Origin of the sequence: Colwellia psychrerythraea (genome assembly GCF_000764225.1) — a bacterium.
Lineage (GTDB): Bacteria > Pseudomonadota > Gammaproteobacteria > Enterobacterales > Alteromonadaceae > Colwellia > Colwellia psychrerythraea_D.
In genome coordinates, this window is sequence record NZ_JQED01000015.1 from 282,995 (window position 1) to 302,885 (window position 19,891).

The 19,891-nt window shown below is 37.3% G+C and carries 15 protein-coding genes, 1 other RNA gene and 1 pseudogene; 4 read left to right on the forward strand and 13 right to left on the reverse strand.

The genetic code is table 11. The features are described 5' to 3' along the window. Positions 1–164: 164 nt before the first annotated feature. The 13 genes and pseudogenes from ND2E_RS13305 to pspA all read right to left on the reverse strand — a co-directional run bounded on the left by ND2E_RS13305 (position 165) and on the right by pspA (position 14,886). Entirely contained in the window at positions 165–3,074 is a 2,910-nt protein-coding gene (locus ND2E_RS13305) for a TonB-dependent receptor plug domain-containing protein (protein WP_033093357.1), read from the reverse strand. Between the two features lie 1,109 nt (positions 3,075–4,183). After that, positions 4,184–4,281: signal recognition particle sRNA small type (gene ffs, locus ND2E_RS22660), an RNA gene on the reverse strand. 129 nt (positions 4,282–4,410) lie between these two features. After that, entirely contained in the window at positions 4,411–5,322 is a 912-nt protein-coding gene (locus tag ND2E_RS13300) for a DUF3014 domain-containing protein (protein WP_033093358.1), read from the reverse strand. A gap of 200 nt (positions 5,323–5,522) precedes the next feature. Beyond that, positions 5,523–6,161, reverse strand: a complete 639-nt coding sequence (gene maiA, locus ND2E_RS13295; RefSeq protein ID WP_033093359.1) for a maleylacetoacetate isomerase — start codon at positions 6,159–6,161, stop codon at positions 5,523–5,525. 154 nt (positions 6,162–6,315) lie between these two features. Next, the gene (locus tag ND2E_RS13290; RefSeq protein WP_033093360.1) at positions 6,316–7,305 is read right to left on the reverse strand and encodes a fumarylacetoacetate hydrolase family protein; all 990 of its coding nucleotides are present in this window, start codon (positions 7,303–7,305) and stop codon (positions 6,316–6,318) included. A 193-nt stretch (positions 7,306–7,498) separates the two neighbouring features. Beyond that, positions 7,499–9,049 carry a transcriptional regulator TyrR gene (tyrR, locus tag ND2E_RS13285; protein ID WP_033093361.1) on the reverse strand — a complete coding sequence of 517 codons (1,551 nt, stop codon included), beginning with the start codon at positions 9,047–9,049 and terminating at the stop codon, positions 7,499–7,501. A gap of 177 nt (positions 9,050–9,226) precedes the next feature. Beyond that, a complete protein-coding gene (locus tag ND2E_RS13280) occupies positions 9,227–9,580 on the reverse strand; it encodes a 4a-hydroxytetrahydrobiopterin dehydratase (RefSeq protein WP_033093362.1) in 354 nt (117 codons plus the stop codon). Positions 9,581–9,678: 98 nt separating this feature from the next. Then, positions 9,679–10,488, reverse strand: a pseudogene (gene phhA / locus ND2E_RS13275) (phenylalanine 4-monooxygenase); the annotation flags it as partial. A 226-nt stretch (positions 10,489–10,714) separates the two neighbouring features. Then, a complete protein-coding gene (locus ND2E_RS13270) occupies positions 10,715–11,836 on the reverse strand; it encodes a YcjF family protein (RefSeq protein WP_033093364.1) in 1,122 nt (373 codons plus the stop codon). After that, a complete protein-coding gene (locus tag ND2E_RS13265) occupies positions 11,833–13,308 on the reverse strand; it encodes a YcjX family GTP-binding protein (RefSeq protein WP_052056413.1) in 1,476 nt (491 codons plus the stop codon). Before ND2E_RS13265 ends, ND2E_RS13270 begins: the two co-directional genes overlap by 4 nt. Before the next feature lie 179 nt (positions 13,309–13,487). Beyond that, positions 13,488–13,940: an envelope stress response membrane protein PspC gene (gene pspC / locus ND2E_RS13260; protein WP_033093365.1), complete on the reverse strand. Its 453-nt coding sequence runs from the start codon at positions 13,938–13,940 to the stop codon at positions 13,488–13,490. Further along, positions 13,937–14,164 carry an envelope stress response membrane protein PspB gene (gene pspB, locus ND2E_RS13255; protein ID WP_033093366.1) on the reverse strand — a complete coding sequence of 76 codons (228 nt, stop codon included), beginning with the start codon at positions 14,162–14,164 and terminating at the stop codon, positions 13,937–13,939. Before pspB ends, pspC begins: the two co-directional genes overlap by 4 nt. A gap of 56 nt (positions 14,165–14,220) precedes the next feature. After that, a complete protein-coding gene (pspA, locus tag ND2E_RS13250) occupies positions 14,221–14,886 on the reverse strand; it encodes a phage shock protein PspA (RefSeq protein ID WP_033093367.1) in 666 nt (221 codons plus the stop codon). Between the two features lie 235 nt (positions 14,887–15,121). Here pspA and pspF point away from each other — a divergent pair, with 235 nt between their 5' ends. From pspF to ND2E_RS13230, 4 genes are read left to right on the forward strand one after another with little or no spacing between them, the layout of a single operon-like run. Continuing rightward, positions 15,122–16,240 (forward strand): phage shock protein operon transcriptional activator, encoded by a 1,119-nt coding sequence (gene pspF, locus ND2E_RS13245; protein WP_033093368.1) that lies wholly within the window; start codon positions 15,122–15,124, stop codon positions 16,238–16,240. Further along, a complete protein-coding gene (locus ND2E_RS13240; protein ID WP_033093369.1) occupies positions 16,230–17,900 on the forward strand; it encodes an ABC transporter substrate-binding protein in 1,671 nt (556 codons plus the stop codon). The genes pspF and ND2E_RS13240 overlap by 11 nt, the downstream gene beginning before the upstream one ends. Before the next feature lies 1 nt (position 17,901). Continuing rightward, positions 17,902–18,930, forward strand: coding sequence for an ABC transporter permease (locus ND2E_RS13235; protein WP_033093370.1), 1,029 nt, complete (start codon positions 17,902–17,904; stop codon positions 18,928–18,930). Then, on the forward strand, positions 18,920–19,813 hold the full coding sequence (locus ND2E_RS13230) for an ABC transporter permease subunit (RefSeq protein WP_033093371.1): 894 nt from the start codon (positions 18,920–18,922) through the stop codon (positions 19,811–19,813). Before ND2E_RS13235 ends, ND2E_RS13230 begins: the two co-directional genes overlap by 11 nt. Positions 19,814–19,891: the final 78 nt, after the last annotated feature.

Here is a 19,891-nt window from a genome sequence, read left to right on the forward strand (position 1 = left end):
ATAGACATATACCCCTCTAGTTTTAAAGTACAAAAAAAATCCCTAACTTTTTTAAAATTAGGGATTTTTACTCAGTAATAAAATTAGGCTAGCATTCTAATCTAATCTTCAAATTAACAAGAGACTTAGCCATTAACCTTAGCTAAATTTAATGCTAATTACTGTTAGAAGTTAACAGTTACACCAGCATATGCACGACGACCAACTAAGTCGTACATTGCATCATTAGTCCAACCTTTTGGTAATTTATCAAAAATATTACGAAGGCCAGCATTCACTTTTACATTTTCGCTAACAATGTAGTTAAATGATAAATCATGAGTAGTAACAGAAGGAATATAACCTTGCTCTAAATCTTCAGGTGAACCACCACCTGGTGATACATCGTAGGTTACAACACGGTCAATATAACGAGACTGCCAAGTAACAGATAAATCATCTATGCTGTAAGTTGCTGACATACGTGCTTGCCATTCTGGATCACCCGTTTCACCAACTTCAACATTAATTTCATCTGGTCTATCTTGGAACTCAAACTGTTCTAATTCAAGTAGCTTATTAACAAATAAACTTAAGTGTAATTCACCTGGAGCACCAAAACTATCAAGTGCAAAGTTATAGCGCATTTCAACATCAATACCTGAAGTATTGTAGGCTGAGGCATTTAAGAAACCAGAACGAACTAAGTCAATATCTTTTGTTGTTGGGTCACGATCAATCGCAGCACAATACACAGCATCAGGTCCACCCGTTGCATCGACACAGTTATCAGCAATATCTTGTGAATCTACTTCGATAATTGCATCTTCAATCTCAATATCATAAAAATCTAATGTTACTGAGAAACCTTCTAAGTAACTTGGCGTCCAGACAGTACCTACTGTTAGTGACGTCGACTCTTCTGGTGTTAACGCATCATTACCACCTGACATGGTATCGATACTTACATTATCATTTGCTTGGAAACCGACAGGAATACCTAGGGCAGCACAGTTAGCTACACGATCTGGATCGTCAAAGATGTTATCAGCATCACACGGATCGCTCACACGAGCAAACCCTGGTGATTGTGGGCTAAAGGCTTCTGAGATATTTGGCGCACGTACTGCTGAACCGTAAGTACCACGGAAACGCAACTCATCAATCGGGGCATATACCATACCTACTTTCCACGCATCAACTGAGCCAGCATGAGAGTAATCAGAGTAACGATATGCACCATCGATAGTTAACTCTTCAGCTAAAAATGCTCCAGCTATCAGTGGTAAGCTAACTTCAATAAACATTTCTGTTACATCATACTCACCAAACTCATCAGGTGTTGCTGAGTTAGTAGTAGCACCACTTTTCGTTAATTCATCAGTAATTGTTGACGATGACTCAGTGCGGTATTCAAAACCAGTAGCAATACCTATAGCACCACCGGGTAACTCGAAGAAAGCGCCAGTATCACCAGCTAAACTACCACCAATCACTTCTTGTTTGATAACATCCTTACGCGTTACATCAGCAGAAACCCAATCTAATGCTTCAGGAGATGATTGTGCAAAACCAAATGGGTTATATGCAACACAACTACCTGCATCTACTGTAGCAGGGTCTGAATAATCATCACCTTGTGCACTTTCTAACTGACTACGACATACTGCTTTTCCAGTATCAGGGTCGATAACTGAGTCAATACCGGCGGCTAAATTACCCGGAATTAAATCATTTTCACTTACTCGGTTGTTGCTAGTTTCGCCATAGACATAAAATAATTCATAATCTAAGTCTGTTTCACCTAAAGAGAAGAAGCCATCGAAGCCGCCAACAAAACGGAAAAGTTCACGATTATGGTTAGAAGAGCGATTACCAAGCTCTCCAAAAAACTTAGCCATTGAAGCGGTACCTGTACCACCAAGTTCAGCTCTTGCTTCATCACTTAAGAAGGCATTATCTGCTACATTAATGTCAATATTACCGAATCGGAAACTTGGTTGGAATTGTTGCTGTATATCGGCTCTGGTATATTTAAAGTCACCGAAGAAGTTGATATTCTCTGTGATTTCATAGTTTATGGTAGAACCAACTGTAGTACGTTGTACGCCAGGGATATAATTCTCGTATTGCTCAGTAAAGAAACCACGGTCACCACAACCAGCTTCCATCTCACCGAAAGCAAAGCTATTATCTAATCCACGTGTACAGGCATCTTGTCTATTGCCGTCTTTATCAAAGGTGAAACGATCACCACTAAACGGGTTCATCACACCAAAATCATTGATCATTTCTGAACCAACGTTAGGACGACGGAACTTATCGAAAACACCATCCTCTTCGCCTTCATTATCAGGGTTAATCACAGTGCCCCAATTATCCCATTGGCGAACGGCTGCTGACATTACTTCTGTAGTATCTTCAATGCCTGCAAAGAAGGTAATATTACCTCGACCATCAGCTATATCGGTACCGCCTAACACATTAAAAGTATAGTTTTCAGTGCCTACACTTTCAGTTGAATTAGCACCAGTTAAGTTAAACTCAAGACCATCAAAGTCTTTTTTCAAAATAACGTTGACAACACCTGAAACGGCATCTGAGCCATAGATAGCAGAAGCACCACCGGTAATAACCTCAACTCGATCAATTAGTGCAGCTGGGATTGTTGATAAATCAACCTGCGCAGAGCCAGGAGAGCCAGCAACATGGCGCTTGCCATTAATTAATACTAATGTACGTTTAGTTCCTAAACGACGTAAATCAACAGAGCTAACACCCGCTTCAGCACCATCATTGTTGTTACCAATAATAGTACTCGTTGCGCCAAGTGCTGGTAATTCCGCTAACATACTACCGAGATCAGGATTACCGAAACGCACTAGCTCTTGCGCATCGATAGTTAATGTAGGAGATGGTGTTGATAATTCTGCTCTTTTAATTCGAGAGCCAGTAACAGAAATTCGTTCTACTGATTCAAGCTCTTCAGTTTCAGCTTCAGCTGAAAAAGCTGGCGCTGAGATTGTTGCTGCAGCGCTAGCACTAACTATCATAGCTAACCTTATTGCCTTAGCTACTTTACTATTGTTATACATGTTTACTCCCTGAATCACTTAAGTGACTGGTTATTTTTGTTTATTTGTTTTGAAAAGACCCAAGGCTATGCTGCCTTGTTTATCTTTTATCAAGTCGTTAAACCTAATCTGCCGATTAGGATAGTAAACGGGGATTACCAGAATCGTCAACACTATTTGTTACATATTTGTAATATATTTACATTACATTACACATAACAAAATATAATCACATCTCATAATTCAGACAAGAAAACACAATAAACACCTGATATAAAACAATAAAAATTAAAATAGAAGCAAAGAAGCCAGAAACAATTAGAAACAACCAGAAATACCTGTAAATAAAAGATCACTAAGTTAACATTTGAATAACATTTGGTGCGTTTTTATTTTTTTCTCCATAAAAACATTGAGTTAAAAATTTTGCTAAATTATCGTTGGTTATTCACTGCAATTACAGGCTCACACATGGAAACAAAATAAATACAATAAAAACAATTACATAAAAACCAGCTCAACAAGAATGTAAACTTACAGTTACAAAATAGTATTTTAGTAAACAACGAAATTTCTGCATGTTAGCTTTAACTTAGCACTAAACCTGAAATTGTTAGCTTCTATCTACTAACAAGACATTAGTGCTTGTTAATAATTTCAAACAGATTTCATATTAAAGATAATACAGACATGAAGGAGTGAACCTGCTCATTTCAAGCACAGCAAATTACATCTAAGGAACTCAGACAGGAAAGCATCATAGAAGAGGAGTGTTTTACTCACCTTTGGACTTGTTAAGCAAATTTATTTGCTCAATTGAGCAATATATTAAGCGAGAGTAAAAACTGAATATCATCAGTTTACTTTGTTCAAATAAATATTGAATAACTTTGATTTATTATTGCTTTAAAAATTAGCACTGCAAATAATTTTTAATGGGGTTACTTACAGTATGGTAAACTAGTTATGATATATTCGCGTTATAATGAGTTTAGAAAAATAATCCAAATAATATGAATTTACTGCTAAACGTTAACTACGAAAAGTATAAAAGAAAAGTATTAGAAGACTAGATAAAAGTGATTAAATTTTTAGAGTCTCAGGGAGAGATTAAATTAAATTGGTGGTAACCCAATCAGCCAACACCTCGGCACATGAGTCGTCTGCTGCGGTTGCTTCCTTCCGGACCTGGCCGAGTTCACAGAGTATCATTGCGAGGGGACCGAAAGGGTCACCATAGAGGCTTTAACACATCACTGTCTTAAAGCGCGCAAATTATCGCTAATCATTTAAAAAGATGCAAGAAGAAGTTATAAAAAACAATTCGGTTGATTGTTTTTCACACGCATTGCCTAAATTAACCTTCATTATCAACTCGTTTAGCAAGCTTTTCATTAATTTCTAATAATACCGATTTAATAATTAACAGGTTTTCTTTGCCAATACGTAACAAAAGCTTATCACTATCATCTAGTGCTTCCAATTGAGGATCTTGGTATTTATACATAACACTGGTTCGAGTTACTTCCATTGCAGATTTAGGTAACTCCATATCGAGTACTCTGGTTATTGCATCTTGCAATGTATAAGTAAAGTCTTCTTCATACCCCAATTCTCGGTATGCTTCATCAACCAATGGCTTCATATCAATATACCAATTAACTAACGTAGTACTATCAACAGAACGAAGTAAGTCAACATATAAATCAAAACGTTTGCTTGTTTTACTATCCCATTGCCATACGTTTTTCTCTCCTTCAACATTCACTGATTGTTCATCAACAGAAAATTTATCTTTGGGCTGAACAAAAAGACTATGCTCATAAGCCAAAAGACCTTGAGAAAAGTTATCGGTAAAGACAACAAAGCGACGAATAATATCCTCAGTGACCAGCAGAGGAATCAACTCATTCCGCCAAGTTAAGTCAGGCAACTTTTTTTGCAACCAGTCATCACTCTCATTCAGTTCAGGTAACGTGATAACAATTTCTTGGACAGCAGGTTTATCTTCTTCTACAAGCTCTGTAGGCGGTCTTTCAACAGGTTCTTCTTCTATTACTGGCTCCTCAATAGGTTGAGGTTCAGGCACGACAGGTTCTTGCTTTAAAAGCTCACTTGAATCTATTGGGCGCTTTTCCGTTTTGCCGCCAGAAAACTGCCAAAAAGCTACAACCACTAATAGAAAAGTGACAATAAAAATAATAAGAGGACCTGAGTTTTTTTCGCCCTTGCCCTGATCAATTTGTTGTGTAGGTTCTGAATTTTCCATTGTAATCCGAATTATTGTGTTAATGCTAAGTAGGTATTATTGCAACGCTTTTTACCTTGCGATGCAACCATCAAAACGATTTTTTATTGCTTTTTATGTTCTATTTTGTATTTTCTACAATTTCATTATGAGTATTAACTTAAAAATAGCCGACTTCTTTCAAGAAGGCCATTTATATATCCGAAGAAAATAAAACAACATTACTGAGCATCAGATTGGTTTTCAGGTAATGCTTTAATAAAAGCAGGTAGTTCATTACAATTTTTGACTATTTGATTAATTAGTGGATAAGCACTCATGTCAACATTAAATCTATGAGCATTATACACTTGCGCTACTAAACAAATATCAGCGACAGTCACTGTATCAGCAAAGCAGTATTTCCCTGCACTGCTCGTTAATTGCTTTTCTATTGATGTAAAACCAACATTCATCCAGTATTCCACCCATAACTGTTTCGCCTCATCCGTAATAGTTAATGAATTAGTTAAATACTGTTGCACCCGTAAGTTATTGAGGGGATGAATTTCACAAGCTATATCTAGTGCTAACGCTTTAACTTTAGCTCTACTTTTTGCTTCAGTTGGATATAAAGCACTTTCGCTGGTAACTTGTTCTAAGTAATCAATAATAGCCAATGATTGATTTAAAGAAAAATCGCCATCAACTAAGGTAGGTACTAAGTGGTTTGGGTTAAGCTTACTATAAGCACTGTCGTGTTGTTCACCACCATTTTTAACAAGGTGTACTGAGATTGACTCAAAGGCAATACCTTTTAAGTGCATTGCAATTCTGACACGATACGCTGCTGTTGAGCGCCAATAGCCATATAGTTTCATAGTGTTTCCTTGATAGAATTCTTATTTTTTAAAGCAAAAATGCTAATTACCTGAGCAAGCTAACTACAATAGTTGACCTGTACTGATAATTAGCATTACTTGATCGCTAACAGGCTAGTTTAAAGCCAATTTCAAAGCTTACAACAACTCAATATTATTGTGCTTTATATTCAACTACTTTTTGATCAATTGCACCGAAAATACTTGCACCTTCGTTATCGAACATTTCAATACGAACAGTGTCACCAAAGCTCATAAAAGGGGTACTTGGCTTACCGTCGGCAATTATCTCCAACATACGGATTTCAGCTAAACAACTTGAGCCCACTGAACGATCATAGTTTGAAATTGTACCAGAACCTACCACACAACCCGTTGATAATGTCCTTGTTTTTGCGGCATGAGCGACTATCGTTGGAAAGTCAAATGTCATGTCAACCCCACAGTTAGGCTGACCAAATAACGTTTCATTCAAATGTGTAGTTAATGGTAAGTGTAGTTTTTTCCCATCCCAAGCATCACCTAACTCATCAGGTGTCACTGCTACAGGAGAAAATGCACTTGATGGTTTTGAAGCAAAAAAGCCAAAACCTTTCGCTAATTCACCCGGAATAAGATTGCGAAGAGAAACATCATTTACCAACATTAATAACTTAATATGACTTGAGGCTTGCTCGACTGAGACCCCCATTGGCACATCATCAGTAATGACAGCAACTTCTGATTCGAAATCAATGCCATACTCTTCACTCGCAATGGCAATGTCATCTTTTGGGCCAATAAATGCATCTGATCCGCCTTGATACATTAGAGGATCTGTCCAAAAAGTTTCAGGCATTTCAGCATTTCTTGCTTTACGAACTAATTCAACATGGTTTACATACGCACTACCATCAGCCCATTGATAAGCTCTAGGTAAAGGTGATTCACAAGCTGTCTGGTCAAAAACTAACGTATCAGTGATTTCATTGTTATTTAACGATTGGTAAACTTCATCTAGTTTTGGCGAAATCACACTCCAATTATCAAGAGCAGCTTGTAAAGTTGCTGCTATATGACTAACCACTACCGCTTTATCAAGAGCGCGATTAACAACAACTAGTTGACCATCGCGTGTATTATTCTTAAGTGTTGCTAGTTTCATTCTTAAACCTTTTTAATTAAAACTGTGTCAGTTTTCGAGACATTTAAAGCATTAAAGTATGTTACGAATTTTTTCACTGACAACCAAGCAATAAGCACAGCTTAGTAAAAACAATTCGGAAAATTATCTTTACGGCTTTTATTACACTGTCAATAGTTAGCTATTCAACACGCTTACGCTTTGATAATACCCGTTAAATTTTAACTGTCTTTTTATTAATATCGTATTCACGTAATTTATTGGCAATCGCAGTATGGCTAAGGCCAAGCTTTTTAGCGAGTTGTCTAGTACTTGGGTAAGCGGGATACAACTTACGTAATAAGTCGGCTTCAAAGCTTTTTACTGCGGCATCTAAAGTGCCTTCAAATTCTTGCTCTAAATAACCATGTTCACGGGTATAAGCAGGTAATTGTAAGTGAGTTGTTTCTATTTCATCACCTTCAAGTAAAGAAGCTGCACGAGTTAGTACATTTTCTAACTGACGAATATTACCAGGCCATGGGTAGTGCTCGATAAAATCACGACAATCATCACTTAGCTTTAAGTGAGTCCGACCTATTTGCTGTGCAGCTTTAACAATAAAGAATTCAGCAAGTGGCAAAATATCACTACGACGCTCTCTAAGGGCTGGCAATGTAAGGCCAAATACGTTTAACCGATAATAAAGGTCTTCTCTAAAATCACCTATTGAGACAAGATTTAGCAGATCTTTATTGGTGGAACTTATGATTCGTACATTCACAGTAACTTCTTGTTCAGAGTCAACACGTCTAAAACTTCCGTGTTGAATGACTCGCAATAGTTTACTTTGTAGTTTGGCTGACATTTCTCCAATCTCATCAAGAAACACAGTGCCACCATCGGCAAGTTCAAAGATACCGCGCTTACTGGAATCTTGTTCTTTTTCACCAACACCAAATAGCTCAGATTCGGCAACATCATCGGGCAACGCTGCACAGTTTAATGTCATAAAAGGATGTTCTGCTCGTTCACTAGCACCATGACATGCCCTTGCTAATAACTCTTTACCCGTCCCTGTTTCACCCATAATTAAAATTGATGAGTCGAGTGACGACATACGCTTAGCTTCTCGAATAACTTTTCGCATAGCACTTGAACTTGCTTGAATACCTGAGAAAGTATTTTCATTAGGTTGTTTAAACACATTCATTTGTTGACCAAGTCGTGCTTCAGATTTTAAAATGAGTACCGCGCCAGCAAGTACTTGTTTTTGTTCTTCATCAGCAACATGAATTGGCATAATATCAGCAACAAAGTCATCACCTTGAAATTTCAACCGTCGTGTTTGAGCGAGAACATCATTGGCATCTAACCAACGGTTAAAATTAAAACCTTTCAGCCACAAGCTTATATGTTGACCAACGAGAGAGACTTCTCTTTCACCAATAATACTAGAAGCAATTGTGTTAACAATACGGATATTGCCCTTTCTATCTATTGAGATAAAAGGGTCAGGGAAGGTTTTAATTAAGGTAGCAAGTTCGTTTCTTTCACGCTCAGAAGGCATGTAAGGTGCAGTTTTAACATCACCTACTCCTTCAAGTAAGCGTAATTGCGGCATAAAAGTTTGCAAATCAGAAAAATCTAAACTGGGAATATTGATGAATATACGCCCAGGCTGCATTAATTCAATACCACGTACATTAATGCCATGTTCGACAAATATACCTAATACTTTTTCACCCATGCCGACTCGGTCATGACAAGTAATTTCCAAACGCATTCAATAGCCCTTAATCAAGAATTTAACTCAAGAATTCAACTCAAGAAAATAAATCTAGAGTTTCAAGAAAAGACTATTGTAAACTAATTTTTACGATAATAAAGCACAACATTAACCAAGTTACATTTTGTATAACATGTTGCGCCTTAATTTAACTAATTAGACGAGTAAAATGGTTTAATCCCCTAACTGATCTGTTTTCGCCGCACAAATAAAGTCATTCTTATGTAAACCACCAATGGAGTGTGTCCACCAGGTCACTGTAACTTTACCCCATTCAAGCAATATTGATGGGTGATGGAACTCACTCTCCGCTAATTCAGAAACTTTATTTGCAAACGCCCACGCCAATTTATAATTTTTAAACTTATATTCACGTTCAAGCATCATGACATTATCACGAACTAGAGGCACCCAATCAGGAATTAAGCCCATTAGCTCTTTAAGCTCTTCATCACTTACTTTTGGTGCATCGACATGACAAGCTTCACAGACTTGGCTCGCTAATTTATTATTTGATTGTTCAGTCATTATTTATCCTTAATCAATTTTCTCTGTTTATTAGCAACAATTATTATTAATAATTGTTGAACTCATAATGAGTTAGTATGGTGTTTATTATTGCAGCATTAACTAGCTGCTTTCACCGGAAATTTAGCCTCATGTAAACCAAGCGATTTTGCTTCAGCGACCAGTGCCATAATATCCTCAACTTCAAATTTTCGAATTTCATCTAAGTCAGAAACTTTAGTTAACATATAATAAATTGGCTGCATGATATCAATGCGATAAGGGGTTCTTAAAACATCTAAGATATCAAAAGGCTTACGATCAACATCCTTATTATTCAGGGCATAATCTGTTTCACCAGGGGAAGAAAGCACCCCTCCTCCGTATATTCGCAGCCCTTTTGGTGTATCAAGTAAACCAAATTCAATAGTGAACCAATATAAGCGAGCTAAAAATACGCGCTGCTCTTTAGTCGCATTTAAGCCCATTTTCCCATAGGCTTCAGTATAATTGGCAAATGATGAGTTGGTCAGTAGTGGGCAATGACCAAATATTTCATGAAAAATATCAGGCTCTTGTAAATAGTCCATTTCTTCCCGACTGCGAATGAACGTTGCGACAGGGAATTTCTTTTCTGAGAGCAATCTAAAAAATTCACCAAAACCTATTAATGCAGGAACTGGGTAACATTCCCAACCCGTAGAGGTTTTTAAGACTTTACTTACTTCATCAAGCTGAGGTACTCGGTCAGCTGATAAGTTTAATTTCGCTAAACCCTCATGATATTCATCACATGCTTTATCTTTAATACACGCTATTTGACGAGTGAATAACTCTTGCCATATTAGATTTTCTTCTGCAGACCACTTTATGAAACCATGTTCATCAGGCACCTTTGAAGCATACTTTGTTCCTTTTGCCATGTTACTTACCTTTCTTCTTAAGCGATGTTGTTATCGTTTTATATAATAATTTTTATCGTTAACACCTTAACGTTAGGGCGATACGAGTTTAATTTTTATTTTGTTACTGCATTCATCTTAAGACATCTAGGGAGATAAAATAAAGCAACACGGAACGGTCAAAAAACAAACAAAAGTTTTTGTTGTACATGAAAGGTTACATGATTAATTACAGCACAATATTATTGTGCTGCTATTTCTTTGAAGAGCTGACTAAAGACTTAATTTGTTGAGCTATTTTTTTACGAACTTGCGTTAACTTTGGCTTTTCTTTAAAAGGGATTGGTCGGCATAGCTCCATAGTTTTGGCGCCTAGCCTTGCTGTAAGCATTCCGGCCCCCAGCCCTTGTGCAAATCGGGCTGATAATTTACCTAACAATTCAGCACCCAACATATCACTGCCAAAATCAGCAACTAACTCACTTGCGCCAGCATAAGCCATATTAACAAAGACTTGTTTTATTAACTTAATACGACTCCAATAGCCTAATTTCAAGCCGTAAAGTCCTGCTATTTTATTTATCATGCGTAAGTTTCGCGATAACATAATCAACATATCTATCAAAGCAACAGGGCTTAACGCAATTAATACCACCGCTTCGGTAGAAAATTTTGCCACCTCATTTATTGCTTTTTCATCAACCTTACTTAATACAACTCGAGAATAGAGGTGGACTAACTCACTAGAGCTGTAATCTGCTGTTAACGCATCATGCCAAACTTGCTGTTCTTTAGGGCAATCAAAAACCAAGTCGCAAGGTAAGTTAGCGCTAATGTTTTCACAGAACGCTTTCCCTCGCTCATTAGAATTTTCTGATAACGACTCAGACTCTATCAATAACAGCTCGGTTGCCTGTTGTTTCATTTTTTGACGGTTTTTAAATTGTCTTAGTCCTATAAACTCACGCCACAAATAATTTCCGCTGACCAAAGTCAATGAAGCTAACAGTAAGGCATAAAGGCTAGTGATTATTGGAGATTGTCCGAAGCCTACAATGAAAAAGTCAACAGCTTCAATAGTGAACAAAGTGACAAACAAAAGCCCAATTATACGCCATAACCATGAGCCCTTCCCGCCCCTGACAACATCAATTTCTTGATAAAGTTGTTCATCACTAAGCTCCGTTTTTATTAGCTCATCGAGTCCGTCGCCATCGTGCGTCGTAGGAAAATAGCTATCATTTTCAAAGATAACTTGCTCGGTAAAGGTAGAGTCACCATCTTTAAACAGGCTTTTATCTTGCTCGGTAACAGCGTCACTTTCGCTAAATAGAATTTGCTGTTGTTGTGAGTTTTCATTGTTTTTAGTGGTCATATCATTTTATCTGCTAGTAAAAACTGTAACACTTGATCCATTCGCACGTGTGGTAAACATTGCTGTTTATTAAGCCCACTCAAAGGTGCAAACTCCATAAAATTAAAGCTATTCGATTGCCAATAATCATCGTTAGGTAATTGACTAGGAACAGCCCCTGGAAATACAGTTATTTTTTGGCCGAATAGACCGGTCGACTCTTCCTCGTTAACATGATCCATACTTTGACCTTGAATAACGGGTACATCGAGCCCTTTATGCTTACTCATACCAGTTTGAGTCGCTTTTACTGAAGCAATAGCTAATGTTTTAACTTGCACTGATTCATAATTTAAATGTTGTTTATTTTGATGAATCAACTGATTAAGCAATGCGACTAGAGGCTTGTGTTGCTCAGGAGTAACGTGATCAGCTTTAGTTGCACCAAAAAGCAGTTTATCTATTTTGGGTGAAAATAGGCGAGAAAATATACCTGACTTACCATAATTGTAACTTTCTAAAATCATTGACATTGCTAACTCTAAATCAGCAAAACTCTCTTTACCTTGGTTCAATGACTTTAAACAATCAGCCAGAACTATTTGTCGGTCAAAACGGAGAAAATGCTCACGATAGAATTTACGTACTACTTGCTCTTTGTATTCTAAGTATCGTGACCTGAGCATGCCTATAAAGCTGTCATCAGGTGCATTTTGATAGTCATTACCATCAATGGTATCTAAACCTGGGAAAGGGAAAAACTCTAAAATAGGTGCACCAGCTAAGTCACCAGGCAATATAAAACGACCAGGTTGAATAACGGACAAACCGAGTTGATGACGAAAAGTGTGTAATAACACGGTATATTCTTGCGCTAATTCCGATAAGAGCTCTTCACTTGCGCAAGCAAAAGGGTCAATTTCACTTAATTTAGCTAAGAAAGATTGACTGTGCTCTGCTCTTGGTAAGCATGTCATTAATGAATGAGTCTGCTGTGACCATTCTTGATATGTTTGCTTAAGCATAGCTAAATCAAGTAGCCATTCACCTGGATAATCGGTGATATCTAATGTCAGTGTCGCCATATCAGTGGCATATTTAAGCAGTGAGTTTTTCGGCTGATACCGAATTGCTAAACGTAATTCGCTGATACCATGAGTCGGCTCAGGCCATGTTGCAGGCTCAGACGTTATCGCAGAAATAGCTGAGTCATAATCAAATCTTGGCACATGAAAATGTTTTTGTGGTACACGCTTAGCAGCAATAAAATTACCATTATGAACAGGATCAAAAAAACTAAGTTTACTACCATTACCTTCATTAATTAATTGATTAACCAGAGAAGTAATGAATGCCGTTTTTCCGCTACGACTTAAGCCCGTTACCGCTAATGTTATATGTTGATCTATAGTGCGATTAAGTAACTCATTTGCTTTTTGCTTTAGCTTATCTAAGCCACGATTTTTTAGAGTCGATTTACTTATTAATGCCATAAGGAATTGATAACTTATAAATTTTGATAGGGTTTATACGTAATTTTATCATAAGGTCTTTTAACTAGAATTTCACCTGATCGATTGATTTTTATTAGAAATAAACTACTTAGAGATAAAATAAAGAAGCACAAACTCTTTTAAATAGAAAAGCTGCCAATTGACAGCTTTTTTGATGTTTACAACTTATTAATTTCCCTAGAAACGGTAAATTCTGCCGAGGTAACATATTGCTCCATCGCTTGTACTTTTCCTTCTAGTGAACGAAACTTACGACGAATATCATAAAGTGCTTGTTTAGGGGGCTCACCTGCTTGCCAGATTCTAGCTTTTACCTTAATTGATTCATTGCTAACATCACCGTTTTCCTTTCCTGGTTGACGATGTCTCGCATACTGACTTTCACCTTGCTCATGATTTCCACTCATGGTTTTTTCTGGCTTTTTATCGAGAATAAACCAAGCTGCAACGTAACCTAAGATAAGAAATGGCATGCCAAACAATACGCCTGAAACAACAAGTATCCTAACTAACCACGTTTCCCAACCAAAGTAGTCTGCTATACCAGCACAAACCCCAGCTATTTTTCCTTGCTCGGCGTCACGATATAACTCACCTCTTTTTCGATTCATAATTTGGTTCTCCAGTTTGGGGTCTCCACATCTAAAATCGCTTCGAGGGTTTGAATCCTATCAGCCATGCTATCTGCAACTTCTGACAATTCCGATAATTGAATATACTCTTCTTGAGTCAAACCTTGGCTAACTTGCTTTTTACTGCGGTAATGCAAAACCAACCATATTGGAGCAACAATAATCATAAAAATAATGACGGGTGCGACAATGATCTCTTCCACAATAATTCTCCTTTATTCTACCGATAGTTTTATTTATATTTCTTGATGCAGTGATGCTACGTTTGATCGTTCTTCATTTTAGCTTTCAACTGAGCTAATTCATCATCAACTTTATCATCAGATTCAAGATCTGCTATCTCATCTGCTAGTGATTTACTGCCTAAATCATATGACTCAATTTCTGCTTCAATATCATCAACTTTACGTTCATAATGATCGAAACGATTTAAGGCATCGTTAACACGCGTACTGTGAATATTCTCTTTTACTTTTAAACGAGAACTTGCTGATTTTTCACGGATAACAATAGCTTTTTGGCGTGCCTTAGCATCGCTTAGCTTTTCTTGTAATTGCGAAATTTCATCTTGTAACTTACTGAGATGCTCATCGGTATGCGCTAACTCTTCAACTAACGCTTGGGCACTTTCACTACTTTTATTCTTTTCCATTAAAGCCGCACGAGCCAAATCTTCTCGGTCTTTATTTAAAGCCAATTCAGCTTTGGCTTGCCATTGCTCAGCATCCTGCTCTAACCGACTCACTTGACGAGCTAATTCTTTTTTATCTGCCAATGTTTTAGCTGAGCTGGAACGTACTTCAACTAAGGTATCTTCCATTTCTTGTATGATCAAGCGTACCATTTTCGCTGGATCTTCGGCTTTATCTAATAAATTATTAATATTAGAGTTAATAATATCGGTGAATCTTGAAAAAATACCCATAACAACTTCCTCAACTGATGGCTAAATCATGCCAAACTGTATTTACTTTGCTTAAACTAAGCATTAACTTAGCGCTGAATTACTTCTTGAAGACATTCATTATTCACGCCAACTTTCCATACAACAATAATCATTTGTTTTTTAAAGCTTTATTTTTATTAAAAAAAGGCTTTCAACCTATCAAGTTATAAAATACACTATTTGTTAGTGAAATAAACCAACATTTGAATTTATTATGGCGCGTTTTAACCAACAAGATAACCTTCTTGGCCAATCAAATAGCTTCTTAGAAGTACTAGAACAAATATCCCAAATTGCGGCTTTAAGTAAACCGGTGCTTATCATTGGTGAACGCGGTACAGGCAAGGAGCTAGTCGCCGCACGTTTACACTTCCTATCAAAACGATGGGAGCAGAACTATTTAAAACTTAATTGTGCCGCATTAAATGAAAACCTGCTTGAAACAGAGTTATTTGGTTACGATAGTGGTGCATTTACTGGGGCAAGTAAGCGTCACGAAGGCCGATTTGAGCGTGCAGATAAAGGTACACTCTTTTTAGATGAAATTGCCAATACTTCAGGACTAATTCAAGAAAAGTTACTACGTGTCGTTGAATATGGTGAATTTGAGCGCGTTGGTGGTTCTAGGACAATTAATAGCGATGTTCGTTTAATTGCTGCAACCAATGAAGACTTACCCACCTTAGCTGCCTCAGGACAATTTAGAGCAGATCTATTAGATCGCTTGGCTTTTGATGTTATTACTCTGCCGCCACTAAGAGAACGCTTAGATGATATTATTATGCTCGCAGAGCACTTTGCTATCAACATGGCCCGAGAACTAGAATTTGAATTATTCAGTGGTTTTACCGAAAAAGCTAAACGCAGCCTACTAGAGTATCACTGGCCTGGAAATATTCGTGAATTAAAAAATGTCGTAGAGCGAAGTGTCTATCGCTGTAACAACCCGCATTTACCCGTTCATGAATTGATCATTGACCCATTCGAGTCTCCCTTTAGGCCAAACCAACGAATTAAAACCCATGATAGAGTCAGTGAACTTGCTCAACAGAGTACTGCAATCAATAATAATGTAGTTGATGACTCTTTAGCACCAGCAACTGCAACAATGGATAATGCTAAAGTGACAGCCACAATTGTGGCTCAACAGTTCCCTCAGTCACTAAAAGCATTATCACAGGACTTTGAAATAGAATTAATACAATCAGCGTTGGCCCACTGCCAATTTAACCAAAAGAAAACCGCAGAGGCACTCGAATTAACTTATCATCAATTACGCGGTTATTTAAAAAAATATAACTTGCTTGATGGCAGTATTAACGATGAACTCTAATTCAATATTCTCGCTAACAATAGCGGCTTTCATTAGTCTTTTAATGGGTTGCAACGAAGGTAATAAGTTATCGTTAAGTGAGCGAAGCATAATCTACTGTTCTGAAGGCTCACCTGAAACATTTAATCCTCAGCTAAGTACATCAGGGACTACTTCCGATGCTACAGCTAAGCAACTGTATAATAGCCTCATCGTTTATAAAGGTAAAAATAATACCTTAGGACCATCATTAGCAAAATCTTGGCATGTAACCCGCGATGGCAAAAAAATAACCTTCTATTTACGCCAAGATGTTAGCTTTCATCAAACGCATTATTTTACCCCAACAAGGTTATTTAATGCCGATGACGTTTTATTTAGCTTTAATCGAATTTTAAATAAAGATCACCCCTTTCATCATGTGTCAGGTAACCAATATCCTTTTTTTCAAAGCGTAAAATTTTCAGAATTAGTTGAAAAGGTAGAAAAAATCAATGATTTTACTGTTCGTTTTATTTTAAAGCGTAACGATAGTTCTTTCTTAGCTAATCTGGCAACTGATTTTGCTGTCATTTTATCTGCAGAGTATGGGCAAATGCTCCAAGACAAAAGAGCAGAACATGAAATCGATATATCGCCTATCGGTACAGGGCCTTTTAAACTGGAAGATTATCGTGTTGGCTCACTAATTCGATTCTACCGCCACGAATCATATTGGCAGGAAAAAGCTAAAATAGAGCAGCTTGTCTATGATATATCACCCAGTAAAACAAGCCGACTAACTAAGCTACTAGCAAAAGAGTGTGATGTGAGTAGTTATCCTATCGCACATGCAAAAATAGCAGAAAGAAGTGATTTACAATTAGAATCAATTACGTCATTAAATGTTGGCTACTTTGCTTTTAATACAAAAAAAGAACCTTTCAATAATAAATTGGTTCGCCAAGCCATCAGTTTGGCTATTAACAAGCAGGCCTTGATTGAAACAGTTTACCAAGGGCAAGCCGCATGGGCTAAATCTATACTACCTGAAACATCATGGGCTTACGATAAAAACACGCCAGAGTTAGGTTATGATCCTGTTCGTGCTAAATCGTTATTAGAAGTCGCTGGTTATCCACAAGGATTCATCATGGACATATGGGCAATGCCCGTTCAGAGGCCATACAATCCAAATGCTGTAACGATGGCAAAGCTTATTCAAGCAGATCTAAAGAAAATTGGCGTGACTGTAAAAATTATTAGCTACGAATGGAGTACTTTTTTACGTCGATTGTCTCAAGGTGAACATCAAAGCTTTTTACTAGGCTGGACTGCCGATCACCCTGACCCAGATAACTTTTTTACCCCGATACTCAGTTGCTCAGCGAGTGAACTTGGTAATAATCGTACCTTTTGGTGTAATAAGGAATATGACCAATTACTGGAAAAAGCACTTCAAACAACGAATATGGATAAAAGAAAAGGCTATTATGCTAAGGCTATGGCAATAATTAATGAAGAAATGCCTTTATTACCTATCGCCCATTCAAAACGATTTCAAGCCCGCGGTTTTGATGTAGAAGGTGATATACTTTCAAACTTTGGCGGCATCAGTTTTTATAATGCAGCCAAAAATACAATAAATAATGAAGCTAAAAGTATAGTTCAATCTAAAATAGCAGAGGAGGCGAGTAACTAATATGCTTACCTTTACCTTACGCCGTTTAAGTTTATTCATTTTTACTATGTTGGTATTAACCTTATTATCTTTTAGTTTAAGCTTTTTATTCCCTGGTGATACCGTTATTAATCACTCAGGTCAAATCAATGCCTCTACCACAGAACTAGCTCATCTAAATCAAGTCTATCAGATGGACAAAAATATATTTCACCAATATCTTGCATATTTATCGCATATTCTTAATGGTGATTTTGGCCAATCTATGGCGAGTCAATCACCAATTAGCAATGAAATAAGAAAATTGTTGCCTGCTACCATAGAACTCAGTTTAGTTGCTTTACTTATCGCCATGTTAGTTGGTATCCCTTTAGGGTTTATTGCGGCAATTAAGCATAATAAAACCAGTGACAATGTTATTTTATCCCTCGCCATGCTGGGTTATTCCATTCCTGTTTTTTGGCTGGGCCTATTAGCAATCCTCGTATTTTCAATTGGTCTTGGCTGGTTGCCCTCAGCTGGCCAAATTAGCCTTTTATTTGAAATAGAGTTTGTAACCGGTATTCAATTTTTTGACATCTTACTTAGCGATAGTCCTTATAAATGGCAAGCATTTCGGGACGCTAGTGCCCATATGATCCTACCGGCCTGTGTTGTCGCCTTAGCACCTGCGACTATCTTTATCCGTTTATCACGTGCATCAATGATTGAAGTATTAGCCGCCAGTTATATTAGAGCAGCTCGCGCCAAGGGCTTAAGCTTTCAACAAATAATCTTTCGGCACGCTATACGCAACGCATTGATACAAATAATCCGCCATGTAGGTTTACAGTTTGCTAATTTAGTCACTATCGCTATGGTAACTGAAGTCATCTTCAGTTGGCCTGGAATTGGCCGTTGGCTTATAGATAGTATTTATCAACGTGATTACACTGCTATTCAAAGTGGTTTATTGGTGCTTTCATGCTTTATCTTTATTGTTCATATCTTAACCGACTTTATTTATGCCGCTCTCAACCCATTAGCGCGAGGAAATAAGCATGGCTCGTGAAAAGATTTACCTTGAGGAAGTATTTCCCTCTCCTTTCATGCAGTTGTGGGGGATTTTTCGTAAAACACCCGTCGCAATGATTGGTTTTTGTTGTTTTATCTTTTTGATTTTTTTAGCAATATTCGCTCCAGTGTTAGCCCCCTACACCCCAGTAGATGGCAATTTGGATATGATATTATTACCACCAGCTTGGCACGCAGATGGCAATGTAAGTTATTTATTGGGCACTGACGAGCTTGGCCGTGACATGTTATCTAGACTTATGTACGGTACTTCACTTACCTTTGGTTTAAGCTTTATTGTTGTTATTTTTTCTCTGGTTATTGGTGTTGTTATAGGCTCTTTATCGGCATTAACCAGAGGTATCAAGTCAAGTTTTTTAAATCATTTTCTCGATGTTGTATTGTCCATCCCTTCACTTTTACTCGCGATTATTATTGTCGCTATTCTAGGGCCAGGCATCAGTAACACGGTATGGGCAATAGCCATTGTTTTTATTCCACAATTTATTCATATTACTCGGTATGCTGTAAAAGAAGAGTTTAGAAAAGATTATGTGCTTGCATCTCGCCTAGATGGAGCCAGTAACTTTCGAATCCTATACTACTCAGTATTTCCTAATATAGTAGAGCGTTTAATGAGTCAGGCAACGTTAGCTCAATCTGCTGCGATATTAGATATAGCGACATTAGGTTTTTTAGGTTTGGGCGCACAAATCCCCTTACCTGAGTGGGGCGCTATTTTAGCCAATGGTCTTGAACGTTTTTATATAGCACCTTGGACTGTATATTTACCTGGCTTAGCCATTTTATTTGCCGTAGTTGCCACTAACTTAGTGGGTGAAGGTATTCGTCATGCACTCAAGTTGCGAAAGGAAAATTAATGGTATTATTAACCACTAAGATAACTGAAAATAGTGTTGATTTATCTTTCTTAACTTTTACTACACAATTTAAACAGA